Annotated in this window: 18 protein-coding genes; 8 read left to right on the top strand and 10 right to left on the bottom strand. The window is 40.7% G+C overall.

Translation table 11 applies throughout. The features are described from left to right. Positions 1–2: 2 nt before the first annotated feature. From AAC000_RS04000 to AAC000_RS03985, 4 genes are all read left to right on the top strand, one after another. Positions 3–3,164 (top strand): efflux RND transporter permease subunit, encoded by a 3,162-nt coding sequence (locus tag AAC000_RS04000; protein ID WP_339720296.1) that lies wholly within the window; start codon positions 3–5, stop codon positions 3,162–3,164. Then, positions 3,157–4,596 (top strand): efflux transporter outer membrane subunit, encoded by a 1,440-nt coding sequence (locus AAC000_RS03995; protein ID WP_339720294.1) that lies wholly within the window; start codon positions 3,157–3,159, stop codon positions 4,594–4,596. Before AAC000_RS04000 ends, AAC000_RS03995 begins: the two co-directional genes overlap by 8 nt. A 69-nt stretch (positions 4,597–4,665) precedes the next feature. Beyond that, complete coding sequence (locus AAC000_RS03990; protein WP_339720292.1) at positions 4,666–5,346, top strand: response regulator transcription factor; 681 nt, start codon at positions 4,666–4,668, stop codon at positions 5,344–5,346. A 31-nt stretch (positions 5,347–5,377) separates the two neighbouring features. Then, positions 5,378–6,685 (top strand): HAMP domain-containing sensor histidine kinase, encoded by a 1,308-nt coding sequence (locus tag AAC000_RS03985; RefSeq protein ID WP_339720290.1) that lies wholly within the window; start codon positions 5,378–5,380, stop codon positions 6,683–6,685. A 129-nt stretch (positions 6,686–6,814) separates the two neighbouring features. On the opposite strand, the gene AAC000_RS03980 is transcribed toward AAC000_RS03985, so the two are convergent. After that, entirely contained in the window at positions 6,815–8,143 is a 1,329-nt protein-coding gene (locus tag AAC000_RS03980) for an NCS2 family permease (RefSeq protein WP_339720288.1), read from the bottom strand. A 300-nt stretch (positions 8,144–8,443) separates the two neighbouring features. Between AAC000_RS03980 and AAC000_RS03975 the strand changes: the two genes are divergently transcribed. From AAC000_RS03975 to AAC000_RS03965, 3 genes are all read left to right on the top strand, one after another. Then, the gene (locus AAC000_RS03975) at positions 8,444–9,451 is read left to right on the top strand and encodes an adenosine deaminase (protein WP_339720286.1); all 1,008 of its coding nucleotides are present in this window, start codon (positions 8,444–8,446) and stop codon (positions 9,449–9,451) included. A 104-nt stretch (positions 9,452–9,555) separates the two neighbouring features. Then, positions 9,556–10,542: a YHYH protein gene (locus AAC000_RS03970; RefSeq protein ID WP_339720284.1), complete on the top strand. Its 987-nt coding sequence runs from the start codon at positions 9,556–9,558 to the stop codon at positions 10,540–10,542. Next, positions 10,539–10,823 carry a hypothetical protein gene (locus tag AAC000_RS03965; RefSeq protein WP_339720282.1) on the top strand — a complete coding sequence of 95 codons (285 nt, stop codon included), beginning with the start codon at positions 10,539–10,541 and terminating at the stop codon, positions 10,821–10,823. The genes AAC000_RS03970 and AAC000_RS03965 overlap by 4 nt, the downstream gene beginning before the upstream one ends. Before the next feature lie 68 nt (positions 10,824–10,891). Here AAC000_RS03965 and AAC000_RS03960 read toward each other — a convergent pair whose 3' ends face one another. From AAC000_RS03960 to AAC000_RS03940, 5 genes are all read right to left on the bottom strand, one after another. Further along, the gene (locus AAC000_RS03960; RefSeq protein WP_339720280.1) at positions 10,892–11,158 is read right to left on the bottom strand and encodes a hypothetical protein; all 267 of its coding nucleotides are present in this window, start codon (positions 11,156–11,158) and stop codon (positions 10,892–10,894) included. A gap of 72 nt (positions 11,159–11,230) precedes the next feature. After that, a complete protein-coding gene (locus tag AAC000_RS03955) occupies positions 11,231–12,955 on the bottom strand; it encodes a cupin domain-containing protein (protein WP_339720278.1) in 1,725 nt (574 codons plus the stop codon). A 71-nt stretch (positions 12,956–13,026) separates the two neighbouring features. Next, positions 13,027–15,465, bottom strand: coding sequence for a TonB-dependent receptor (locus tag AAC000_RS03950; RefSeq protein ID WP_339720276.1), 2,439 nt, complete (start codon positions 15,463–15,465; stop codon positions 13,027–13,029). Between the two features lie 317 nt (positions 15,466–15,782). Beyond that, complete coding sequence (locus AAC000_RS03945; RefSeq protein WP_339720274.1) at positions 15,783–17,147, bottom strand: 8-oxoguanine deaminase; 1,365 nt, start codon at positions 17,145–17,147, stop codon at positions 15,783–15,785. A gap of 18 nt (positions 17,148–17,165) precedes the next feature. Next, a complete protein-coding gene (locus tag AAC000_RS03940; protein WP_339720272.1) occupies positions 17,166–18,518 on the bottom strand; it encodes a nucleobase:cation symporter-2 family protein in 1,353 nt (450 codons plus the stop codon). A 270-nt stretch (positions 18,519–18,788) separates the two neighbouring features. Here AAC000_RS03940 and AAC000_RS03935 point away from each other — a divergent pair, with 270 nt between their 5' ends. After that, positions 18,789–19,622 (top strand): rhodanese-like domain-containing protein, encoded by an 834-nt coding sequence (locus tag AAC000_RS03935; protein WP_339720271.1) that lies wholly within the window; start codon positions 18,789–18,791, stop codon positions 19,620–19,622. Positions 19,623–19,678: 56 nt separating this feature from the next. Here AAC000_RS03935 and AAC000_RS03930 read toward each other — a convergent pair whose 3' ends face one another. From AAC000_RS03930 to AAC000_RS03915, 4 genes are all read right to left on the bottom strand, one after another. Beyond that, positions 19,679–19,918 carry a hypothetical protein gene (locus AAC000_RS03930; RefSeq protein ID WP_339720270.1) on the bottom strand — a complete coding sequence of 80 codons (240 nt, stop codon included), beginning with the start codon at positions 19,916–19,918 and terminating at the stop codon, positions 19,679–19,681. 94 nt (positions 19,919–20,012) lie between these two features. Further along, the gene (locus AAC000_RS03925; RefSeq protein ID WP_339720268.1) at positions 20,013–20,222 is read right to left on the bottom strand and encodes an EF-hand domain-containing protein; all 210 of its coding nucleotides are present in this window, start codon (positions 20,220–20,222) and stop codon (positions 20,013–20,015) included. Positions 20,223–20,612: 390 nt separating this feature from the next. After that, positions 20,613–22,370 carry a sugar phosphorylase gene (locus AAC000_RS03920; RefSeq protein ID WP_339720266.1) on the bottom strand — a complete coding sequence of 586 codons (1,758 nt, stop codon included), beginning with the start codon at positions 22,368–22,370 and terminating at the stop codon, positions 20,613–20,615. Positions 22,371–22,380: 10 nt separating this feature from the next. Beyond that, positions 22,381–23,607 (bottom strand): glycosyl transferase, encoded by a 1,227-nt coding sequence (locus tag AAC000_RS03915; protein ID WP_339720265.1) that lies wholly within the window; start codon positions 23,605–23,607, stop codon positions 22,381–22,383. Positions 23,608–23,617 lie beyond the last annotated feature (10 nt).

Genomic DNA, 23,617 nt, shown 5'->3' with positions numbered 1-23,617 from the left:
TTATGTTTGCCCGTTTTTTTATCGACCGCCCTGTTTTTGCTTGGGTTATTTCGATCATTATAATGTTAACTGGTATTGCATCGATTATGTCCTTACCGATAGCGCAGTACCCAAGTGTGGCTCCACCCGTTATCAGTGTTAAAACTAGTTATACAGGTGCAGATGCGCAAACCGTTGAGAATAGTGTTACCCAAATACTCGAACAACAATTAACTGGTCTAGATGGCCTGTTATACTTTTCGTCATCCAGCACCTCAGATGGGGGGGCGTCAGTAAACATTACATTTGAACAAGGTACTGATCCAGATTACGCTCAGGTTCAAGTACAAAATAAAGTACAGCAAGTTACCTCTCGCTTTCCTGAGTCAGTACAAACTCAAGGGGTAACAGTAACCAAATCGAATAGTGACTTTTTACTAGTGACTGCGATCTACGATTCTACGGATCAGGTTTCTTCATTTGATATCGCAGATTACATTTCATCTAGCATAGAAAATGAGCTGGCACGAATTAATGGAGTAGGAGATACGCGGGTATTTGGGTCAGAGTATGCCATGCGTATCTGGCTAGACCCCACTAAATTGGCAGCCTATGAGTTAATGCCCTCTGATATTACTAAGGCGTTAGCTGCACAAAATGTGCAAATACCTGCGGGTAAAATTGGCGCGATACCTTCTTTAGCTGACCAAGAACTCAATGCCACTGTGACGGCGCAGTCAATGATGTCTACTCCTGAACAGTTTCGTAATATTATCGTGAAATATGACGCAAGCGGTGCCAATGTGCGCCTGAGTGATGTTGCGCGAGTTGAAATAGGCAGTGCAAGTTACGATGCTATTCCCCGTTTAAATGGCCATCCGGCATCGGGTATTGCCGTTATGCTGTCGCCTGGGGCCAATGCCTTAGACACCGCAACTCGAGTAAAAGAGAAAGTGGCCGAGCTTTCTAAAAACTTACCAGATGGCTACAAAGTAACCTTTCCTCGTGATAGTACTGATTTCATCAAAATTTCAATCAGCGAAGTGGTACAAACCTTAGTGGAAGCAGTGGTGCTGGTTGTGATAGTGATGTTCTTATTCCTACAGAACTGGCGAGCCACACTCATACCTGCAATCGCGGTACCAGTGGTATTGCTCGGTACCTTTGGGGTGTTATCAGCCTTTGGGTTTTCCATTAATACTCTGACTATGTTTGGTATTGTGCTATCCATTGGTTTACTGGTAGATGATGCAATAGTGGTGGTTGAAAACGTCGAGCGACTGATGCGCGAGAAGAACTTATCTCCGCGGGATGCGACCATTGAGTCCATGTCAGAAATAAGTAGTGCTTTGGTGGGTATTGCGGTGGTGTTATCCGCAGTATTTTTACCTATGGCGTTTTTTGGTGGTTCAACTGGGGTTATCTATAAACAATTCTCTGTGGCTATTGTATCGTCAATGACACTTTCGGTTATTGTCGCCTTAACCCTTAGCCCGATGTTGTGTGCCAGCTTACTGACCAAAACTACACATAGTAAACAAGGTAAAGGTTTTTTTGCTGGATTTAACCGTATATTCGACCGTATGACCGCCTCTTATACAGGGCATGTGGAGCATATCATTAGCCGTAAAGTGCGCTGGATAATAGTGTACGGCGTTATTATTGGGATATTGGGTTTACTGATTGTGCGTATGCCAACGGGCTTCTTACCCCAAGAAGACCAAGGCAGTACTATGTTTCAAATTAGTTTGCCTAATGGCGCGTCTATTAAACGGACACGGGCTGTAGCCCAGCAAGTAGAAGAATACCTTTTGACCCAAGAAACAAGGGATATTGAGCGAGTGTTTTCTATTTCTGGTTTTAACTTTTCTGGTAGCGGACAAAATGCGGGTATGGGATTTGTAGGGTTAAAGCCTTGGGATGAACGTACCGACGAGGATCAAAGTGCCGATGCATTAATTGCACGCATGAATAAAAACCTCTCTACTATTCGTGATGCAAGTATTTTTGCTATGCAACAACCTGTTATACGAGGGTTAGGGCAAAGTAATGGTTTTACCTTTGAATTGCAGGCTGCCACAGGCACAAGCCGTGAAGAGTTAACACAATTGAAAGACGAACTGCTAAATAAAGCGCGACAAAGTGAGTTACTCACCAGTATTCGCGAAGGTGCCCTAGGTGATACCCCTCAACTCAAGATTGATATTGATAACGGCAAGGCCACAGCCCTTGGTTTGTCGCTGGCGGATGTGTCCTCAACGTTAACCTCGGCCTGGGCGGGGTCTTATGTCAATGACTTTGTAGACAATGGCCGGGTGAAAAAAGTGTATGTGGAAAGTGACGCTGAATATCGCTCGAAACCAGAAGATCTTAATGAGTGGCATGTTCGCGGTGTGAATGCAGACGGTGAAACCACCATGACGCCATTTTCAGCGTTTAGCTCCACTTCTTGGTCGAATGCGCCACAAAGCTTGTCTCGTTTTAACGGAATTGCATCTTATTCAATACAGGGGGCTTCTGCTAGTGGGGTAAGTTCGGGCCAAGCCATGGCAGAAATGGAGCGCTTAACTGAAGAAGTAGGTCAAGGTAAGTTAAGTTACGCATGGAGTGGTTTATCTTATCAAGAAAAGCTTTCTAGCGGGCAATCAAGCATGCTGTACGCCATTTCTATTTTGGTGGTGTTTTTAGCACTCGCAGCCTTATATGAAAGTTGGGCAGTGCCGTTTTCAGTTATTATGGTTATTCCATTAGGGTTAGTTGGAGCGGCATTAGCTAGCTCAATGCGCGGATTAGAAAATGATATTTATTTTCAAGTGGCGCTGTTAACCACTATTGGTCTGGCGTCTAAAAATGCGATTTTGATTGTTGAGTTTGCTGAGGTGTCCTATCAAAAAGGCATGTCATTAGTAGGTTCTGCATTAGAAGCGGCAAAATTACGTTTACGTCCGATTATTATGACCTCTTTAGCTTTTATGTTTGGTACTTTACCACTGGCATTGTCATCAGGAGCGGGCGCAAATAGCCGTATTTCAATAGGTACTGGTATAGTGGGGGGGACATTAACTGCAACAATTTTAGGTATTTTCTTGGTGCCTATGTTTTTTGTGTTAATTCGCGGTTTATTCCCAAAGAGGCGCCCGGTTTATGACGTTGCGGCACCTACAAGGGAGAATGCTCATGATTAATTCATCACAGACTGTGTTTAGTGCTAAGTTATTATCTATTGTTGGGGCGTTAATATTGGCAGGTTGTGGCACTTTAGCGCCAGATTATTCTCGTTCTAAATTACCAGTATCAAATCAATGGGAGAATCAACCCAGTACTCAAATTCAAGGTTTGTCTGACCAACAAGCCATGGAGGTGCCATGGCAAAGTTTTATCCAAGAACCCCGTTTAGTGCAGATCATCGAACTGGCACTCAGTAGTAACAGAAGTTTGCAGCAAACCCTTGCTGCTGTTGACGCGGCTCGTGCGACCTACCGGATTCAAAAGGCGGATTTATATCCGAATTTAAATGCTGGGCTAAGTGGAAATCGTACTAAGTCGTCATCTGGAAATATTGCTACCACTTATGAAGCCGAGGCTGGCTTAAGTGGTTATGAAATAGATTTGTTTGGTAAAATTCGTAGCCTTAATACGGTGCAAATGGAGGCTTATTTAGCCAGCGAAGAAACCGCCAAAGCAACAAAAATCACGCTAATTGGTGAAATTGCAAATGCTTGGTTAACCTTAGCTGCAGATCAAAATCAACTTAGTTTAGCCCAAGAAACCGCGGCTAATAGCCAAAAAACCATGGACATCACTAAAAAACGCTTAGAGCTAGGAGTCGACTCTAGAATAGACTTGGCCAGTGCTGAAACAGTTTATTATAATGCTCGTTCAGACATGGCTAGTTATACAACCCAAGTTTCCCAAGATATTAATGCCTTACAGTTATTGGTTGGTGCACAATTTGATGACAACTTATTGCCAGTAGGGTTACCTGAAAGCCAGAGTTTGGTATCTGATGTGCCTGCGGGGTTGTCTTCTGAAGTGCTATTACAACGCCCTGATGTATTAGCGGCTGAGCATAACCTAAAATCAGCGAATGCGAATATAGGAGTGGCGAGAGCGGCGTTTTTTCCGACATTGTCATTAACGGCAACCGGTGGCGTGGCGAGTTCGGTTTTGGCAGATATTTTTAGCGGTGGCGCTAGCTCAATTTGGAGCATAGCGCCTAGTTTAACTCTTCCGATATTTGATGGTGGAGCGAATGAAGCGAATTTGGCATACACCAAAGCGCAACAACGTAAATATTTGGCGGCTTATGAATATGCCATTCAAAATGCTTTCTCCGAAGTGGCTGACGCCCTTGCACGCAGAGCAACGATTCAACAACAGTTGCACGCTCAAGAAGCCCTAGTGGCTGCAGCGAGTCGCAGTTATGACTTGTCGTTAGCGCGTTATGAAGGTGGAGTGGATAGTTTTCAAAATGCCCTAGAAGCGCAGCGTACTATGTATAGTGCAAGGCAATCCCTGATAACCACAAGATTGACGGATCTCGATAATCGCATTACTTTGTACCGTGTGTTAGGTGGTGGTGTGGCAGAAAATGTCATTGTATCAAGTGAAGATTAAGCTTGTTTTGAACATGGTACTTAATCCTTGCTTTGTTTTCGGCCGAAAGGTCAATTGGAATATAGTAAAATGATGAATGTGTTGCTGGTTGAGGATGATATTGATCTTGCTACAACCATTGTTGATTATCTCGAAATTGAGTCAATAGAGTGTGATCATGCGAGTAATGGGCTTATGGGGTTAAGTTTAATAGAAAGTCACCGTTACCAAATGATAATACTCGATGTCAATATGCCCAAAATGGATGGATTGACCCTATGTAATACATTGCGAGATAGGGGGTTAGACATTCCTATTCTGATGCTTACGGCGCGGGATACGCTTGAAAATAAGTTGCAAGGGTTTGCTGCCGGTAGTGATGATTATCTCGCAAAGCCTTTTGCTATGAAGGAGCTAGTGGCCCGTGTACAAGTACTTGCGAAACGCCGCAGTGGCGAAGTAAAACGCTTAATATTAGGTGATTTGACACTAGATTTAAATCAGCACACTGCACTGATAAAACACCAAACATTGAAGCTCTCGCCTATCGCCTTTAAATTATTGGAGGCCTTAGTGCGAGTGAGTCCACAAGCGCTGAGTCGCCAGCAAATCATGCAAACTGTTTGGGGGGATGAACAACCCGATAGTAATAGCTTAAAAGTGCATATTTATCATTTGAGGAAAATACTCGAAACCGCAACGGCTAGTATTACGCTAGAAACGTTGTCAGGTATAGGTTTTGCTATTAAATTAAAGAGAACAGTGAAGTAGATGTTAAAGATCATATTGAAGGAAGTTCCTAATGAAAATTAGGCCAAGTATTAGGCTGTATTTGTTTTTCAGTGTGGTATTTCTAGGCTCAGTGATGGCGGTTGGTTTTTCACTATTGAGTGTGCATTACTTTATTGATGGCCTCGATAAAGGATTCAGTGTTGTCATGAGTGATCTAGCCAAATCAGTAGACGTTGAAGAGGGGGAACCCAAAAATATCGCTGGCTTTAATGTATCAAATCGTTGGCAAGATACGCCTGATATTATTCAACAGCGTTTTATATCACCACCCACTGAAGTGGGAAAACTGCAAAAAATAAAAGAACAGTCATCTATTTTTGCTGTGCCTGAGAATATATATTTTGTGATTCTGTTTTACAGTCCTCAAGGTGAAAAAAGGTTTATTTCTAGGGTAATGCTCGAGAAAGATCGACCTGTTATTGTTGGTTCATCTGCGCCAGAAAAACGTTTATATTTAATCATTTTTACAGGTGTGGCCGCGATTGGCTTGTTCACCTTCTTTTTAGTGATGATAATGCAAAAAATCGCTAAACCAGTGGAATCTTTGAAACATTGGGCTAAATCGCTAAAACAAGATAATCTGCAAAAACCGCTTCCGGATTTTACCTACAATGAATTAAATCTGTTAGCGTCTTTGCTGCAAAGTAGTTTAAATTCTGCTCATCAAAGTTTGCAGCGAGAGCAACATTTTTTAAGTTATGCAAGCCACGAGTTACGCACGCCTATTGCAGTTATTCGTAGCAATGTTGACTTATTGCAACGGCTTAGTGAAAAAACGCCTTTATGTGAAAAACAGCAACTGACCTTGCAGCGAATTCAGCGAGCTGGTTTAACCATGAGTAACTTAACAGACACCTTACTTTGGCTTAGCCGTAATGATGAACAAGAGGTTACTCAAGAACCGATAAATCTATATGAAAAAATTAAACAATTATGTGCAGATCTTGATTATTTACTGAACGCTAAAAACGTTAAAGTGAATATAGACAGTGAAGACTTTGTCGTGAATGTCGAAGCGACCGCCTGCCATATTGTATTAAGTAACCTTATTCGAAATGCCTATCAACATACACAGCATGGGCAAGTCTTTATTAAACAGCAGGGCAGTCGTGTGACTATTATTAATTGTAATGACAATGCTGATAGTACTGCGCCTATTTCTGAAACAAATGTTAAACAGGCTGCGTTTGGTTGTGGTTATGGTTTAGGTTTACAGCTTAGCGAAAAGATTATTAAACGCCATGGTTGGTTTTATGAAATAGCGGATGTTCATGGGCGTTATCAAGTCACGGTAGATTTTAATCGGAATAATAGTTAAAGGTAAGCAACAAAAAAGTCGCCACAATTAAATATTGAGGCGACTTTTTATTGTTAGTTAAATTGTAAACTTTAAAATTTTTAGAAGCTAGAAGCTAGAAGCTAGAAGCTAGAAGCTAGAAGCTAGAAGCTATTTCAAATCTAACATGTACCGCAATACAAACACCGCTGCCATGATGTAGGTGATCCAAGTGACTTGTTTATAGCGTCCTGTGCCCAGCATAATACCGACATAAGTAATAAAACCTAAGGCAATACCTTCACTGATGCTGAAGGTGAGCGGCATAGCCAGCAAGGCAACTGTAGCAGTGGCGAGTGAAGTTAAATCGTCAAAGTCGAGTTGTCTGAAGGAGTCCATCATAAGGATTCCCACCATGATCAGTGCGGGGGTAGTTGCCATTAGTGGGATCACTTTCATGAGGGGCGTGAGGAACAAGGCCAACATAAAACATAAGGCTACAAATACTGACGTCAGTCCTGTTCTGCCACCAGCTGAGACACCAGCGGCTGATTCCACATAAGAGGTAACAGGTGAGGTACCAATGGCTGCACCCATAACACTTGCCACGGCATCTGCAGTCATGGCTTTACCCATTTTAGGTAATTTACCTTCTTTATTTAAGAGGTTTGCTCGACGAGATACGCCAATTAGGGTGCCTATAGTATCGAACATATTGACAAAGAGTAGGGCAAAGATGAGATCCCAAGTTTCTGCAAGATTCTCAATGGGGTACATGATGTCCATAGCAAAAAACGTACTGCTAATACTGTCAGGTAGACCAATAAACTGATCGGTATGTTGAGTGAGGTACCCGTCTCCAACAGGAATAAATGTACCTATTATGCTCAATACAATGACAGAAATAAGAATAGCGCCAGTCACTTTTCTAATGACTAATACTATGGTCAAGATGATTCCTGCTAAGGCTAACAAGGTTGCAGGCTCTGACAGATCACCAATAGAAACAAAGGTAGCAGGATTATCGATAACCAATCCCGCATTTTTTAAACCAATAAACGCAATAAATAGTCCAATACCACACTGTACCCCAATTTTAAGGGCTGCGGGGATTGCCTCGGCGATTTTGGTTCTAACACCTGTAAGTGACAAGATTAAAAATAAAATACCATTCCAAAATACTATGCCTAAGGCTGCGTCCCATGGGATTTCACGCGTTAAACAAATGGTAAATGCAAAGAAGGCATTGAGTCCCATTCCCGGCGCCATTGCGATGGGATAGTTGGTCATGTAGGCCATTAATAAGGTACCCAGACATGCCGCTATGGCCGTTACTGTGATAAGTCCAGCTATTGGCATACCCCCAGCACTTAATATGCTTGGGTTGACTACCAACACATAAGACATAGCAGCAAAGGTGGTTAAACCGGCAATAAATTCAGTTTTAAGGTTGGTACCTTTTTCTTTAAGTTTAAAAAAGTGATCAAGAAAATTAGACATATTTAACGCTCTGGTTTTGATGTGACATCATTTTTGTAATTTTAATTTATAGGTTTACTGCAATAAGCTGACCATCTAGTCTGGCCTTGGTCTGATTTATGCTGGTAACATAGGCTAGATGGTATCTGACGTGAAGAAACATTTATATATTTTTACACTAGCCCTTTGATTTGATGTAAATAAATCAACAATATAAGACTAACATAGTCAGTGTTGCACCAAGATTTAGCTAAGTTACTTATTTTGGTGCAAGTAGGAACAATAATAATCATAGAAATAGAATACTAAGCAGGTGAAAAAATGACCAAAGATGACTTGAAAAAATGGGTTGCAAATTTACCTAAAGTAGAATTACACCTGCATATTGAAGGATCCTTAGAGCCTGAGTTAATGATGGCCTTAGCAGAAAAACATCAGGTTGCATTACCCTATGCAACAATTGAAGAGGTAAAAACGGCCTATAATTTTGATAATCTGCAGAGTTTTTTAGATCTGTATTACTTTGGCGCATCGGTACTAAAGGATGAAGACGATTTTTATCAATTGATGTGGGATTATTTGTGCAAATGTAAAGAAGATAATGTTGTGCACGTGGAAATTATGTTTGATCCACAGACCCATACTGAGCGGGGAATTGGATTTGATGTGTTTATGCCAGGTTTTAAACGAGCCATACAAAAAGCTGAGCAAGAATGGGGACAATCTTGTTTATTAATTATGTCTTTCTTGAGGCATTTACCCGAACAAAGTGCTATTGAAACCTTAGAAGCGTCTACTCCTTACCTAAAGGATATCATCGCGGTTGGGCTAGACAGTGGTGAATTAGGTAATCCACCTGAAAAATTTACCCAAGTGTTTAGTATGGCTAAAGAACTCGGCTTAAAGCGAGTGGCTCATGCAGGTGAAGAAGGTCCAGCTGAATATGTTTGGGGTGCACTTAACGCCTTAGATGTGCATCGCATCGATCATGGTGTGCGTAGCATAGAAGATCCAGAATTGATTCAGTTTCTTATGCAGTCACAACACCCACTTACAGTGTGTCCTTTGTCTAATACTAAATTAAAAGTGTTTAAACACATGCAAGAGCATAATCTTTTAGAATTGCTCGACTTAGGGTTGATGGCGACTATTAATGCCGACGATCCTAGTTATTTTGGTGGTTATTTAAATGATAATTTTTTTGCAATCATCGATCATTTACCTATAGAGAAACATCATTTAGAACAGTTAGTGAAAAACAGTTTCAACGCCAGTTTTATGCCAGCAGCACAAAAACAACAGTGGCTAACAAAAATTAACAGCGACTAACTGCATTTCCTTTTTTATTGCTTAGTATTTACACGTTATTTGCACATTCTGAGCGTAACTTTGTACCTCTTAGTAATGAATTTGCTGCAAGTGGTGGTGTAAAGATGACAATTAACAAATCGATGAGTGTAGTAGCAATAGCGCTGGTATCGCTATTTAGTGTAGTTGGATGTGGTACCAGCGATTCAAGTGATGAGGTGGTCATTGATGACGGTGATACCGCTACTAGTGATACCCAGATTGGTTTAGACCCAGCACTCTTTGTTGACGGTGCACTCATTGAGTCGGTGACAACCGAGAATTGCACATTGAGTGGTGGTACCGCCACCACTTGTTATCGTATTAGCATAGCGGGTGTACCGGCTAATGCTGAAATTGGCCCGTTTTGTCCACCTAATATTACGTCTGATGCGTCAGAAGGAGGAATTTGGTTCGACGGTAATGGCGAAGTGTATGACATTAGCGGCGAGTTTATTAAAAACTTAGATTCTTTATATGGTTCTAGTTGGTTGTTGTACGACCCTGCAACGGGTGACGTCAATATAACTGACAGCCAAGTGGCCTGTGAAGCAGCCGCAAGACCAGATGTTGCTGAAGAGTATCAAAACCATTGTGTGGTGTGTTCAATTGATTATTACGATGGTGGGATATCGTCTACTTTTTTGATCCCTACAACGCCTGTGCCTTTAAATAATCCACAGAACATTGGAAATGATGATTTAGGGGTAACGTTAAACGGAGTAGTGTTCGCACCTGCAGCGCCTGTAGACGCCATTCTGGCTGCCAACACTATAGCTGCATTCGATGATTGTGGTGGTCATGTTAATCCTTTTGAAGGTTATCATTATCATGCAGCGACAGGCTGTACTGAAACACTTTCAGAAGCCGATGGACATGCCAGCTTATTAGGTTACGCACTAGACGGATATGGTATTTTTGCTATGCGAGATGCGGCAGGTGAAGAAGAGTTTGATCTCGATGAATGCCGTGGTCACAGCGACGATACCCGAGGCTATCATTACCACTCAGCCAGTGCTGCAGAAAACATGTTTATTGGTTGTTACCATGGAGAGCAGGGAGCGAAACAATGATAGGTCACAATAACCTAAGGGTTTTGCTTGTCGCAACCCTGCTTGGGTTGTCACTGAATTTAAGTGCCCATGAAGGACATGCTAATACTAAGGCGATACAGGTTTGCCATGACAAAGCCCTTGCAAGTGATTGTGCTTATGTATTAGGTAAAAAATTGTATAAAGGCAGTTGCAGAATTATCGCTAACAAGTCGATGTGTGTGAGAAGTGCGCCTATAGAGCTTTTAACAGAAGACACTGAGTTGAATTTAACAGCTAACATTCAAGACAAAAAAAATTAGGATTTTGTTAAAATAGTAATATAAAAAAACGGCTCTATGAGCCGTTTTTTTATATTACTTGTGAACCACTAGCGCTTATCTTGCGATGCCATTGCAACAACAAGCTGAAGCGCTTCGTCTTTACTAAATCCGCTTTGGATGAGTGCTTCATAGTGTTTACGTAACAGTTCAGCCTGAGCTTTTATCAATTTTGAATCACTCAATGCCAAAGTTTGATTCAGCAACTGTTCCGATAATTGTTCATTCATAAAATTGAGAGGTTTTCTCTCTTGAGCGTCACTGTTAGCAACGTACAATGCCAAAATGGCGACAACTGGAATACACAGATGTTTCATATGTTTACTCGACTTTAAATAAGTAAATTAAGTGGCAATGTTTGTAGGAGTCCAATGGCTTAATAAAGTTCATCAGTCGCGACTGAGTTCAGTAATGAGCTGGGTATACTTAGGAAACTGTTTAAGTAAGTTAGCCTTTTTACCTAACTGCATATCTGCATAGTCAAATCCAGGCGCTACTGCTTCCCCTATTAGCCCGTATCCATATTGTCCATCTTGAGGAATTTTTGAAGCTTTCCATGTACCACCTTTAACCAGCATTTGCATCTGCTGCCCTTTTGTTGGATCTGGTCCTAAAATAGTTTGCTGCAAACTACCGTCAGGATTAAGCATATAGTAGGTAATTGGGTCGCCCATATGAAAATAATGCATGATATCTGATTGATTCATATGAAAATGTCCAATAGGTGACTCTGCACTTAACAGGTAATAAATACTGGTCATTGTCACTCTTTCACCATTTTCAGTGGCAATAGTAGGGCGGTGATCTGCTTTAAAGGTTTGTCGAAAATATCCGCCTTCAACATGGGCTTCTAAGTTTAAAGCTTCTGCCAATTGTTTTGCAGTCATCTTACCTTTGTTGGCGGTACTGGAAAGTTCACTGATTGAGGTAGAACTTTTATTGTTTACTGTAAACCGTTGTTGCGCCACTTTTGTGGTATTGCCGTCAACGTCGTAAGGCATGGTTGTTTTGAAAGTCGACCAATTAGCAACAATAGTATCCACCACTTTACTGCCTACTAAATACGCAGATTCAAGGGCAGATTGCATGCCAGCATAGCCATTTTCACCACTCTCTAGTCGTAAATTTTCGATAGCACTCAAGTCTTTGGGAGGCGCAGAATAATTGCTGCCTGTACGCACCACCATAAAACGCGATTTATCGACCTTTTGCACTTTGTCTAGATAAATCATAGATTGGTAACTGCCAGTATCTTCCATACCTGAACTGACAAAATTACCTTGTCCTGCCGTCCAATAATGGGTCCAGTTATTGGCCCATTGATTTAATAAATCCCCATGCCAAAAAGTGGATGCAGCCAAATGTTCGCCTTTTAATACAAAGGGCAATTTTTGTGCGTTAGGATAACCTGTGTACTTGTCTCGCAGTGCCTGCATTTGCGGGTAATCATTTAGCTCAATATCTTTAGTGAGTGCGTAAGCCCAATCCACTAACTGAGGATCAAGTTGATAGACTTCTCCATTTGAAGATTGGCCGTGTCTATTAATTTTTTTAGGATCTATAGTTTGCTTTTCTAGCAATGGATCTGTAGTAAACAAGGGAAAATAGCCAGAATCCCAGCTATCAGGTATTTCTCTGGCATCAATTTGATGGGCTAAATCCCCGTCAAGCAACCAAGTCGCCCAAGCAGCAGATCCTATTGAAGCATCAGCAGGGTCAAAACCGGCGATCCCTGCCACTAACCAGTAGGCATGGGTTAAATCAAATCTAGGGTCTAAGCCTAATGCCAAAATGGCTGTTGCAGCTTTAGCCGTGCCCATACCTGTGACTATGCCCAATACACCTGTTTCTGTGTTAATACAAATATCATGGTGTGAAACCGCAAAAGGTAAACAAGTGTCGAGCTTTTGGCCTGCTTTCCATAGCTGAAATTCACCTGGTTTATCACCCTCATCGGCACCAATTTCAAACATAGTGACTACTACTACTTTTATTTCTATGGGGGCAGGGGCGTTAGTATGCTGCGATACTGATGCTTCTTGAGGGGAACAACTAGATAACAATAACAGTGTGAGTCCAGCAAGGTGAGTGATTTTTAACAAATGGGTAAACATAAAATTTCTGCCAATAAAAAAGGGTAAATACATCACATATTTACCCTAAATATTAATTTTATAAAAGTTAATTAAAACTTATAACTGAACTTCGCTTGATAACTGGTTGGTAATTCTGGCAACACAATTTGTGCACCAAATAAATCAGGGAAGTTAGCACGGTAATATTTTTCATCCGTTAAGTTTTTAACTGAAAGATTGGCTGACCAGGTATCTGTCGTATAAGAAATACCAGCATTGACTAGTGTGTAGGCTGGTAATGTTACACTCTTGGAAAAGCCTGAGTAGGTTGAATCAGCACGAATTATACTAGTGTTAATGGTAAAGCCATTTTGGAAGTCATAAGTGGCAGTCGCAGTGTAAATGTTTTCTGGAATACCTTGCTTACGGGCATCTTCAATCGTTCCGCCATCTTCGGCGCTAGCAATTAGGGTCAAACCAATTGGGTTACCACCTAATACTAAGGAAGGATCCGTTAAACCTGTTAAGTCCTCAATGCCTAAGAAACCGAATAGTGAGCCACCTTGACCGTTATTCCAAGCCGTTAAATTATACACTTTCATATTGGTATAACCGGCTGTAACAACTAATTGGTCGTCAACTACCCAACGTAGTTCAAACTCAGTCCCTTCATTAAGTGTTGTTGCATTAGTCACTATGGCTTGAGCATTAAAGTCCGTTCTTTCCTGTTCATATGAAGCAATAGCAAAGTATAAGCTATCATCCAAGAACGAACCTTTCACACCGAATTCAGTGAGTGTTGATGTATCAAATGCACCATTGAAAGAATTGCCGTCATCATCAATCAATTGTCCATAACCAATTTCAGCACCTTGACCCGCTACTATTGTCGCTTGTTCCGCTTGGGTGTAATAAGGAATCAAACCGAAGTCAAACTTATATGAAATACTGGCATTCCATGAAGTGCCACTAAAGGTGTCTTCTGCAGTCGCGACAGGTACTTTAGTTAACAATAAATCGCCACGAGTAGTGGTTTTGACATCTATGCTGTCGTAACGCACACCTAGTACAATGTTAAGTCCAAAATCCCACGTGAGATCAGTCATCGCGGCTAAACCTAAATCGGTATAGTGACCTACATCATAATTATCAAAGTTATCGTTGATTCGAGTGGAAAGTTCACGTTTGTCTAGTGCCGTAGAAGGTCCAGTTAAATCACGTCGGTTAAAATATTCATAGGTGAAATCGTCAGCATGCATAAACTCAGTGTGGCGAATTGAAGGTGATAACTGTACTTGAGCAACAAAAGAATCAGTCTCATATGTATTGGCAAAAACCAATTTATTTTCAATTACTGAACTGTCATGCATTTGTGAAAAGCCGTAAGCATTTTCATTTAGGTTGTCATATGCTTCATAGAACAACTGGTTTTTAATTTCCCAACCGCTATCGGTGTAGTACATAATGTCAAAATACAAAGTGTCCACGGTGTTGAGTAATACATCATCTGAAGAAACCAGAGTTTGGTTGCCTTTTAATGTGGTAGTCCCTGGGTTATCTAACTGCATCAGTTCAGTTGCATCAGCATCTGTGAAACCTGGTGCATAGGGGTAAAAGTAACCCGCTCCAGCTATATTTACCGCACCATACTCGGCATGAGATATCAAACCATCACTATCAGTATCTAAAGGTTTAGCTGTACCGGTAATATAGGTACCATTATCTACTAAATCTTGCGTTAAACGGTTCCAACCAGCTACTTGGTTACCATCGTATAAATGATGCATGCCGCCCATTTCGAGGCGCAAATTGTCAGTTACATCAATGTTGAACGAGCCCTGTAAGATGGTTTGATCTGTACCGCTGTTGTCGTAGTAACTGCCAGAGTTTTCAACTTCACCGTATAAGTAAAATCCGCCTTTTTTATCACCAATTGAGGTTGGTCCACCAATCTCGGCCGTTAACACACTTTTATCCCAGCTGCCGCCTGTATAAGAAATCGCACCAGCATTGTCTGCTAGATATTGCCCGCGACTGGCACTGGCTGATTTGGGATTAAAATTTAAATAGCCACCAATTTTGGCTGGTCCATAAATAGGTGACGCTGGGCCACGTACAATATCTATTCGGCTAGATGCGCCAATAGGTGTTGGGTAGTTACCAGGGTTATCTAAGCGTTTAACACCACGAAAGTATGCTTCACCGGGTGTACCACGTACATCCAACGAGCCTGCCACGCCAAAAAATGATTGAGTATAAGTACCAGGGGCGAATGCCACCAGTTCATCAATATCACTAATAGCAAAACGCTCCATTTGCTCTTCACTGATAGTTGAAGCAGAACGAGGTGTTTCTAGAATAGATTTACCAAAGCCGAAAACAGCTTCAACATCCTGTCCGGGTAAGCTACCTAATGAGCCTGTTACCTCAATGCGCTCGAGATTTTCTGCTTCCGCTTCTTGAGCTATGCCTTGAAATGGCAATAAAGTGGCTAGGCTTAAAGCAACAGCTTTAGCAAGTGGATTAGTTATAAAATTTTGTTTTGTCATTCTTGTGATCCCAGGTAGTAGCTTTGCTATTTGTCGTTAGGCTCTGTGGACTATTCAACGCATAGTATAGTTTTTAATAAAATTTAGTGATTTGTTGAAAGATTTTGCATGAACAATGCCAAGATCTTGTCCAAATGGTCTGGTAATGGAACTATTCTATAATTCATTGAAAACATTGGATATTTACGAAACTTAGAAAAAAAATCTGGTAAATTAATTGCCGGTGTAATTGGGCGCCCAATTTTATAACGCACCAAAGCAAACCAATAAGGACTAAATTGCACCTTCTAAGTGCTTGGTCAATCTAGATAAAGGAATTAAAGGATCCCTTTATCTAGAATTTTTTGCGCTAATAATTGATGTTTTTCCATAAGTTGCCCACTGATGATTGAACTGTGCTCGGTGTTTTCTATCAACCATTTCCCTGCAATCATCAATTTGTCTACTTGATATGCTCCACATGTAATCAGCCCATCAAGGGCGCTTCCCACTCCAGAAAAACGCAATTCATCTAAACTAAAAAGGGCTAAGTCGGCCTGCATTCCAACAGCAAATTGCCCTATTGAAGGTCTGCCTAATACCTTTGCAGAACCTGTTGTTGCGTAACCAAGTACGCGCTCTGCGGTGATAACTTCAGCGCCATAACGCAGACGTTGCTGCAATAATGATTGACGCACTTCTTGAATCATATTTGAACAATCGTTTGATGCGGACCCATCTACAGCTAATCCCAAATGACATCCAGCGGCTTCAAGATCAACAGTTGGGCAAATACCTGACGCCAATAACATATTGGAGGTGGGGCAGTGAGCAATGCCCACCTGAGCTTTGCCTAAGCGGTTAATTTCATCTTGGTTAAAGTGGATCCCGTGAGCGAGCCAAGTTTTGTCTCCAAGCCAATTGCAATTTTCCAAATAATCTAACGGGCGCATGCCAAATTGACGCAAACAAAAATTGTTTTCGTCTTCAGTTTCTGCCAAATGAGTGTGAAGCATAACGTCATTTTCTTTCGCTAACTGGGCCGTATCTTTCATCAATGAAGTAGATACTGAAAAAGGCGAACATGGGGCCAAGGCTATTTGTATGTAAGATTCTGCACTGGTGTCGTGGTATTTCGATATTAATCTTTGGCTATCTTGCAATATAGTGTCTTCAGTTTGAATGACACTGTCTGGCGGTAACCCTCCGGCACTTTCTCCTAAACTCATTGAGCCTCTAGTGAGTGTTGCTCTGCATCCTAAGGTATGAATAGCCTCTACTTGAATATCTATGGCGTGTTCAAGACCTGTGGGAAATACGTAGTGATGATCGGCAATACAGGTTGCGCCAGATAACATCAACTCCAAGCCCGCTAATTGTGTCGCTGTGTAGATCATCTCTTCATCTAAATTTTTCCATATTTGATAAAGATATTTAAGCCAAGGAAATAAGGGTTTATTTAACGCACCGGGTACTGCTCGAGTAAGTGTTTGATAAAAGTGATGGTGTGTATTTATAAGCCCAGGTGTAATGACTTTATTACTACAATCAAGGTAACTATCGATTGCCGTTTTGGGTCGCATTCCCGATGGCACTAATTCTACAATTGTATTGCCTTTGATAACTAAGCCATTAGTAGCGTCTAGGTTATTTCCTGTGAATATCGCGGCGGGTGACTTAAGCCATAAGGTCTGATTTTGCATAGTTGATGTCTCGTACTGCTATATTGGGGAGGTGGTCGGCTGTGAACTATTGTCAGGTATCAACAAACTCATAATTATCGCACAGAAACCCGCAACGGTAACCGAGGAAGATAAGATATTAGCTGCCAATGGTGGTAACTGAGTTAGCGCCTCTGGCACCATCATGACGCCTAAGCCTAAACCTAATGAAGTGGCTATAATCAGACTTTTACGACGATCAATAGCATCAGTTGTTAGTATTTTGACACCGGCCACCGCGATTGTGGCAAACATAACTAGGGTTGCTCCCCCTAAGACGGCTTTTGGCATCAGTAGAATGAACGCCCCTACCGCAGGAAACAACCCCAATAACACCAATAATCCAGCGATATAAAACCCCACATGGCGACTTGCTACACCTGTCATTTGTATCACCGCATTATTTTGACCAAAAGTGGTGTTAGGAAAGGTATTAAACACTGCTGCCAGTAGTGAATTAAAGCCATCGGCTAAAATTCCACCTTTAATACGTTTTATGTAAAGTGGCCCGGTAATAGGTTGATTGCAGAAAAGACTATTGGCGGTGAGATCACCAGAGGTTTCAATGGCGCTTAAAAAATACACTAGCGCAACTGGAATAAATACGTCCAATTCAAAGGAAATGCCATATTTAAAGGGTTCAGGAAAGCTAAAAAGAGGCAAGGTCAGCATCTTATCGAAAGACAACATGTCTTGCGACCATGCGATAATAGACCCTGCAAGCATACCTAAAAAGATTGCCGATAAACGTAACATGGGGTGTTTCGAGGTATTTAATGCAACCACTATCACTAATACAGTAAATCCCAATAGTAAGTTGTCTACTGAACCAAAGTCAGCGACGCCAAACCCACCTGCCAAGTCGGTTATACCCACTTTAATTAAGGTGATGCCAATAGTTGTAATCACAATTCCAGTGGTAAGTGGGGTGATAATTGACTTTAGATGGCCAATAAATCGGCTGAGTATAATCTCTACAAATGCTCCCCAAAAACAAATCCCAAACATTATGGCCAAAATTTCATCGTTGCTGCCGCCTTTTCCCTTAACCAATAAACCTGCTACCAATAAGGCACTAATAAAGGTAAAGCTGGTGCCTTGCACGGCAATTAGCCCACAACCTATAGGGCCAATAGTTTTAGCTTGTATAAATGTCGCTACTCCAGACACCATCAATGCCATGCTAATTAAATAAGGGATTTCTGCAGTTAACCCTAGTGTTGTTCCTATTATTAGGGTCGGAGTAATAATACCGATAAAACAGGCCATAACATGCTGTAAGGCGGCGTTGACGCAATGTAATACTATGGGTTTATCGTGTAATCCGTAAAGTATTTCATTTTTGTAAAACATATTTTTTGTGCACCTAATAGAAAACAATTTACCTATATATCTAAGTAAGCAAATATTTGACCAACTAGTCAATTTTGATGTCTATTAGTTAACGTATTGAAAAATATGTATATTTATAAAGTCTGATAGCTAATTTATGGTATATATTGAAGTTGTAAACGACTATTGGCACTGGCTTGGTGCAGGGGGAACGCAAATTTTATAACTGGTCATAAAAATGACTGCAAAGTAAAATACTCCAGAATCCACACTATCTTTAAGGAATATAATATGCAGCCAAACACCAATTTGGTCACCAGTGATTGGCTTAAAGCGCATATGGATCAGCCTAATCTGGTGGTGTTGTACACTCAAATGGACAACCCAGTAACAGCTGAAAGCGATAATCACCCTGAGGCTTATATCCCTAATTCACTTTTTTTTGATTTCGAAAAAGTGTTTTGTGATCCTGATTCTAGCTTGCCACACACCATGCCAAACGAAGCACAGTTTACAGATGGTGTACAAAAGCTTGGTATTGATAAGCAAAGCTTAATCGTTATTTATGACAACAAAGGCATATATTGTGCGCCTAGAGTGTGGTGGATGTTTAGGTCTATGGGTCATCACAATGTATTTGTACTTGACGGTGGATTACCTAATTGGTTAAACCAGAACATGCCAAGTGTACCCAAGCTTGTTTCTGCATCCAAATTAGGGAATTTTGTAGCACAATACCAAAGTTGTTATTTTGTCAGTGCTGAGAAAATAACCCAGCAATTAGCTAGTATGACTGTAATAGATGCCAGAAGTGCAGGGCGTTTTAATGGTACCCAACAAGAACCCCGAAAAGGTTTACGTTCGGGACATATCCCCAAGTCTGTTAATCTACCTTTTACAGAATGTATTCAAGGTACAACCCTGCTACCTAGTAACAAGCTAAAATTAATGTTTTCTCAATTGGTTAGTAATCTAGACAGAGAGTTAGTGTTTAGTTGTGGCTCAGGTGTCACAGCGTGTATTTTGGCTTTGGCTGCCACTGAAGCAGGCTATGCAAATATAGCGGTTTATGATGGCTCGTGGAGTGAATGGGGCGCTAAAATGGAATTGCCGGTTGAGTTGTAGCATAAAAAAAGCCCGTAAAATCATATAAGTTTACGGGCTTATTAATTGGAATAGGGTTAAAACTCGTTTGTTTCGTTTTCAGTTTTAACTTCTAGTTCCAATTGTGACAAATAGCCATCTTGGTTGATATCCAGCTCTGCAAAAATGGCACTTAAAGTGGTGTCTATTTTTGCTTCATCAATACTGACTAATCCGTCTTTGTCTGTATCTAATGGGTGAATTGCCATTTCTTCTGATTCTGCAAATACACTAAGGGTTGCAAAGCCAAGTACAGATGCTAATAGTAATTTTTTCATAATGTCATTCCTTTATATATTAAATTAAAACATCAAATTTAGTTGGATTGGATTTGTACTAGTGTGCAAAAATCCGTCTAAATTATTTGAAACTTTATTTATTTTCTAGCTCGCTAGGTGAGAGGTAACCGTCTTTATCGGTATCAAGTTCAGTAAACATTGCTGATAACGCTGCATCTTCTGCGGCTTCTTGGATACTAATTCGGCCATCGTTATCAGTGTCTAATTTTGCTATTAAGTCTTCTTCAGCGATTAAAACCATAGATGCGAACGTCAGGGCGAATAGTGGGATTAACTTTTTCATACATTGACTCCTTTTTGTCTTAGTTTAAAAACGACCAAGTTTAATTAAATAGCAAACTGCTTTGATTAACTGTTTGCTGTTAAAACTGATTTTTAAAAATGTAAAATGAGAAGTTTAAAAAGTTATCTGAGGTTTTCTTTGATTACTACCCTCTGAAACTTCACTCGCAGGTGTTATTACAAAGGTCATGCCAAAAACGAAAAGTCATTTAAATACAATTGGTTATCATGATTTTGTAGGCTGTAATTGGATGTGTTGAAAAAATTTACCTGAAATGTGTCTTTGGATCCAGACAGATATCAATTGGAATGCATAAAGTATATAAAAATCAAATGAATAGGGTGAGGCTTATGTGCTACATAAGCCTAGTGTTGGCTATTTCAGGGGGAGTTAACCTCTAATATTTGAGATCCACATAGATTGGTAGGGAGTCAGTTGGCATTCCAAATCTTCTAAACTAATGGTTTGCCCGCTGATAAGATCGAACCACATGTCTGTGCCAATCAAGTTAAGGTCACTTAGCCTAATGATTTGCGGCTCATCAGACACATTGTAAATACAAAAAATACTTTGTCTTCTGTCTGTACTTTGACGCCAAAATCCAAATATTTGTTCGCCCAATTGCAATGTAAACTGAGTCGCGCTAGGGTGAAATGCAGGTTGATTTTTTCGGATGTTGAGTAAGGTAATCATTCTATCGTGTACTTTACTGTGCTGACTATAAGGCGCAGCTAACTGTTCCTGTAACTCAGTATAATTCCATTTATGACGATTGATTGAGCGATTGTGGCTGGTGTTTTTGACTCTTTCATAGTCATTGCCCGTACCTAATAAACTATGAATGTAAATACCAGGAATACCTTCTAGCCCAAACATTATACTGTGGGCACATATAAATCTGTCGAGTCCCCATTTATCAGTACCTTTAGTGGTACCTTGCAGTGCATCATAAAGGGCAATATTGATTTCATAGGCTTTTTGTTTGCCTTCTTCAGAGGTTCGCCAAGAAATTCTGCCACCAAAGTTTTGCATAGTATTCACTAGCTCGGTGAGTTCCTGATCCTCCAATAGTCCCTCTGCTGGTCGCAATCCAATGCCATCATGAGAGGCAATAAAATTAAAAAAGAAGGTGCCGTTTTGTGAAGGAGGCATACTGCCTAACCATGATTTAAGGTGTTTACAAGAGCCAGTCACCAAAGTATTCACTAATAAAGGAGGTAGCGAAAAGTTATAGATGCCGTGTGCTTCATTGGCATTTCCAAAGTAGGTGAGATTTTGCCTATTAGGAATGTTGGTTTCGGTGATGATAACGGCATCACTGACCGCATGTTCTATTAAGGTCCGTAACAAGCGCACCACTTCATGGGTTTGTTCAAGGTTAATACAGCTTGTACCTATTTTTTTCCAAAGAAAAGCAACGGCATCCAAACGGAATATGCGGATCCCCATATCGAGATATTGGCGCATGATTGAAACAAAGGTATCCAATACAGCAGGGTTTCTGAAATCAAAATCCACTTGATCATGACTAAAGGTACACCAAACTTGTTTTTCGCCGTCTTTTGTTTCGGTTAACCTAAGTAAATCAGAGGTTCTAGGTCTAACCACGTTAGAAACGTCGTCTTCTAAAGAGGCTGTATAAAAGAAGTCGCTACCAGTGCCTTCACCTTTGATGAAATTTTGAAACCATAAGCTTCTAGACGAACAATGGTTAATCACTACATCAGACATTACTCTATAGTCTTGTGTAATGGCCTTTATGTCATCCCAGCTTCCTAGAGATTCATTCACACTGGAATAATCAATAACAGAAAAACCATCATCTGAACTGTATGGAAAAAATGGCAATAAGTGCACGCTATTGATTGCATCCCCACAATAATCTTTTAGGAAATGATGTAAAGAGTGCAGCGGTTTTTCTCCTGGCTTTTCAATGCTATCGCCATAAGTGATCAGCATGACATCCCTTTGATCCCAATTATTATGATGACGTTTTGGCTCTACCAACAATTCACCACTGTCTATACGCATAGTGCGTAATAATTGTTTACATAATTCAGGATACTGAGTGTTCAACTCAACATCCTGATATATAACAGCTAAGTGATGCTCAACACGCTCTGTTAGTTGTTCTAATACCGATAACATTAACTGCCCCTTAAGGTTGCTTAAACTCTAAGTAATCTTGTTCTACTGCGTCTTTTAATTGTTCTAATACATCAGGCATGGCACTCACCACACGGTTCCAACTTGGAATAAAAGGAGTTTCCATAGGATTATCTAGAAAGCTCTCTCCAGCTTTCATAATATTACTGGCGAATAGCTCTACGGCTTTTTCTTCGCTGTGAATATCTAACTTAAGACCGTTTATAATGGCGTCATTGTTATAGGTTTCTATGAAATCTAGGGCAATGCGGTAATAGGTGGCTTTGAGTGATCTAAAGGTCTCAGTGGAGAATGTTTCACCCTGAGTGGCCAGTTTTCTCACTAGCGCTTTAGTGATATCGATAGACATTTTAGACAGTCCACCTTGATCGTTATTGGCTGATAAATCTTGGTGTTTATGATCGTAGGTTTTGGCGATATCTGCCTGACATAATCTATTATGAGAATAGTTACGTTGCATTTCAGACAACACCCCAATTTCCAAGCCCCAATCACTTGGGATACGGATATCATTTAACACATCTCGTCTGAAGGAAAACTCTCCAGCTAAGGGGTATCTAAAACTATCCATATATTCGAGATATTCATTGTGGCCCACAACTTTTTGTAACGCTCTGATCAATGGTGTGACCAATAATCTTGACACCCTGCCATTAATTTTGCCATCGGCTACTCGTGCATAGTAACCCTTACAAAATTCATAATTAAACAGTGGGTTGGCAACGGGGTAAATTAACCTTGCTAGCAGACCTCTATCGTAAGTCAAAATATCGCAATCGTGTAATGCCACCGATTCAGCTTTTCCTGTAGCTAACACGTATCCCATGCAATACCAAACGTTACGACCTTTACCCAATTCTTTAGGCGCTAACCCTAAGGCCTCTAATTTTGCATCTAAGGCTTTTAACCTTGGCCCTTCATTCCATAAAACACGGTGATTTTGTGGCAATTTACCAAAGAATTTAAGAGCATGTTGGTATTGCTCAAGATTGGCTCTGTCTAAGCCTATTACGATTTGTGAAAGGTAGGGGACTTCAGTGATATGTTCGATTATGTTAGGTAAAGCGGTGCCTTCAAGCTCGGAAAATAAAGAAGGGAGTATTAGCGCCATTGGTCGTCTTTTTGAAAATGCGACCAGTTCGTTTTCTAGATCTTCAATTGGTCTTTCAGACAAGTTGTGTAACGTTGTGACTATGCCATTTTGATAAAAATCAGCCATAAAATCTCCG

It is taken from the genome of uncultured Paraglaciecola sp. (assembly GCF_963977085.1).
Taxonomy (GTDB): Bacteria; Pseudomonadota; Gammaproteobacteria; order Enterobacterales; family Alteromonadaceae; genus Paraglaciecola.
The sequence above is the reverse complement of the archived record's forward strand: the minus strand, read 5'-3'. Positions and strand labels throughout refer to the sequence as shown.

Bases quoted from the DNA above. Each gene is read 5' to 3' on its own strand.
- AAC000_RS04000 (WP_339720296.1), top strand. From the start codon at position 3: ATGTTTGCCCGTTTTTTTATCGACCGCCCTGTTTTTGCTTGGGTTATT.
- AAC000_RS03995 (WP_339720294.1), top strand. From the start codon at position 3,157: ATGATTAATTCATCACAGACTGTGTTTAGTGCTAAGTTATTATCTATT.
- AAC000_RS03990 (WP_339720292.1), top strand. From the start codon at position 4,666: ATGATGAATGTGTTGCTGGTTGAGGATGATATTGATCTTGCTACAACC.
- AAC000_RS03985 (WP_339720290.1), top strand. From the start codon at position 5,378: ATGAAAATTAGGCCAAGTATTAGGCTGTATTTGTTTTTCAGTGTGGTA.
- AAC000_RS03980 (WP_339720288.1), bottom strand. From the start codon at position 8,143: ATGTCTAATTTTCTTGATCACTTTTTTAAACTTAAAGAAAAAGGTACC.
- AAC000_RS03975 (WP_339720286.1), top strand. From the start codon at position 8,444: ATGACCAAAGATGACTTGAAAAAATGGGTTGCAAATTTACCTAAAGTA.
- AAC000_RS03970 (WP_339720284.1), top strand. From the start codon at position 9,556: ATGACAATTAACAAATCGATGAGTGTAGTAGCAATAGCGCTGGTATCG.
- AAC000_RS03965 (WP_339720282.1), top strand. From the start codon at position 10,539: ATGATAGGTCACAATAACCTAAGGGTTTTGCTTGTCGCAACCCTGCTT.
- AAC000_RS03960 (WP_339720280.1), bottom strand. From the start codon at position 11,158: ATGAAACATCTGTGTATTCCAGTTGTCGCCATTTTGGCATTGTACGTT.
- AAC000_RS03955 (WP_339720278.1), bottom strand. From the start codon at position 12,955: ATGTTTACCCATTTGTTAAAAATCACTCACCTTGCTGGACTCACACTG.
- AAC000_RS03950 (WP_339720276.1), bottom strand. From the start codon at position 15,465: ATGACAAAACAAAATTTTATAACTAATCCACTTGCTAAAGCTGTTGCT.
- AAC000_RS03945 (WP_339720274.1), bottom strand. From the start codon at position 17,147: ATGCAAAATCAGACCTTATGGCTTAAGTCACCCGCCGCGATATTCACA.
- AAC000_RS03940 (WP_339720272.1), bottom strand. From the start codon at position 18,518: ATGTTTTACAAAAATGAAATACTTTACGGATTACACGATAAACCCATA.
- AAC000_RS03935 (WP_339720271.1), top strand. From the start codon at position 18,789: ATGCAGCCAAACACCAATTTGGTCACCAGTGATTGGCTTAAAGCGCAT.
- AAC000_RS03930 (WP_339720270.1), bottom strand. From the start codon at position 19,918: ATGAAAAAATTACTATTAGCATCTGTACTTGGCTTTGCAACCCTTAGT.
- AAC000_RS03925 (WP_339720268.1), bottom strand. From the start codon at position 20,222: ATGAAAAAGTTAATCCCACTATTCGCCCTGACGTTCGCATCTATGGTT.
- AAC000_RS03920 (WP_339720266.1), bottom strand. From the start codon at position 22,370: ATGTTATCGGTATTAGAACAACTAACAGAGCGTGTTGAGCATCACTTA.
- AAC000_RS03915 (WP_339720265.1), bottom strand. From the start codon at position 23,607: ATGGCTGATTTTTATCAAAATGGCATAGTCACAACGTTACACAACTTG.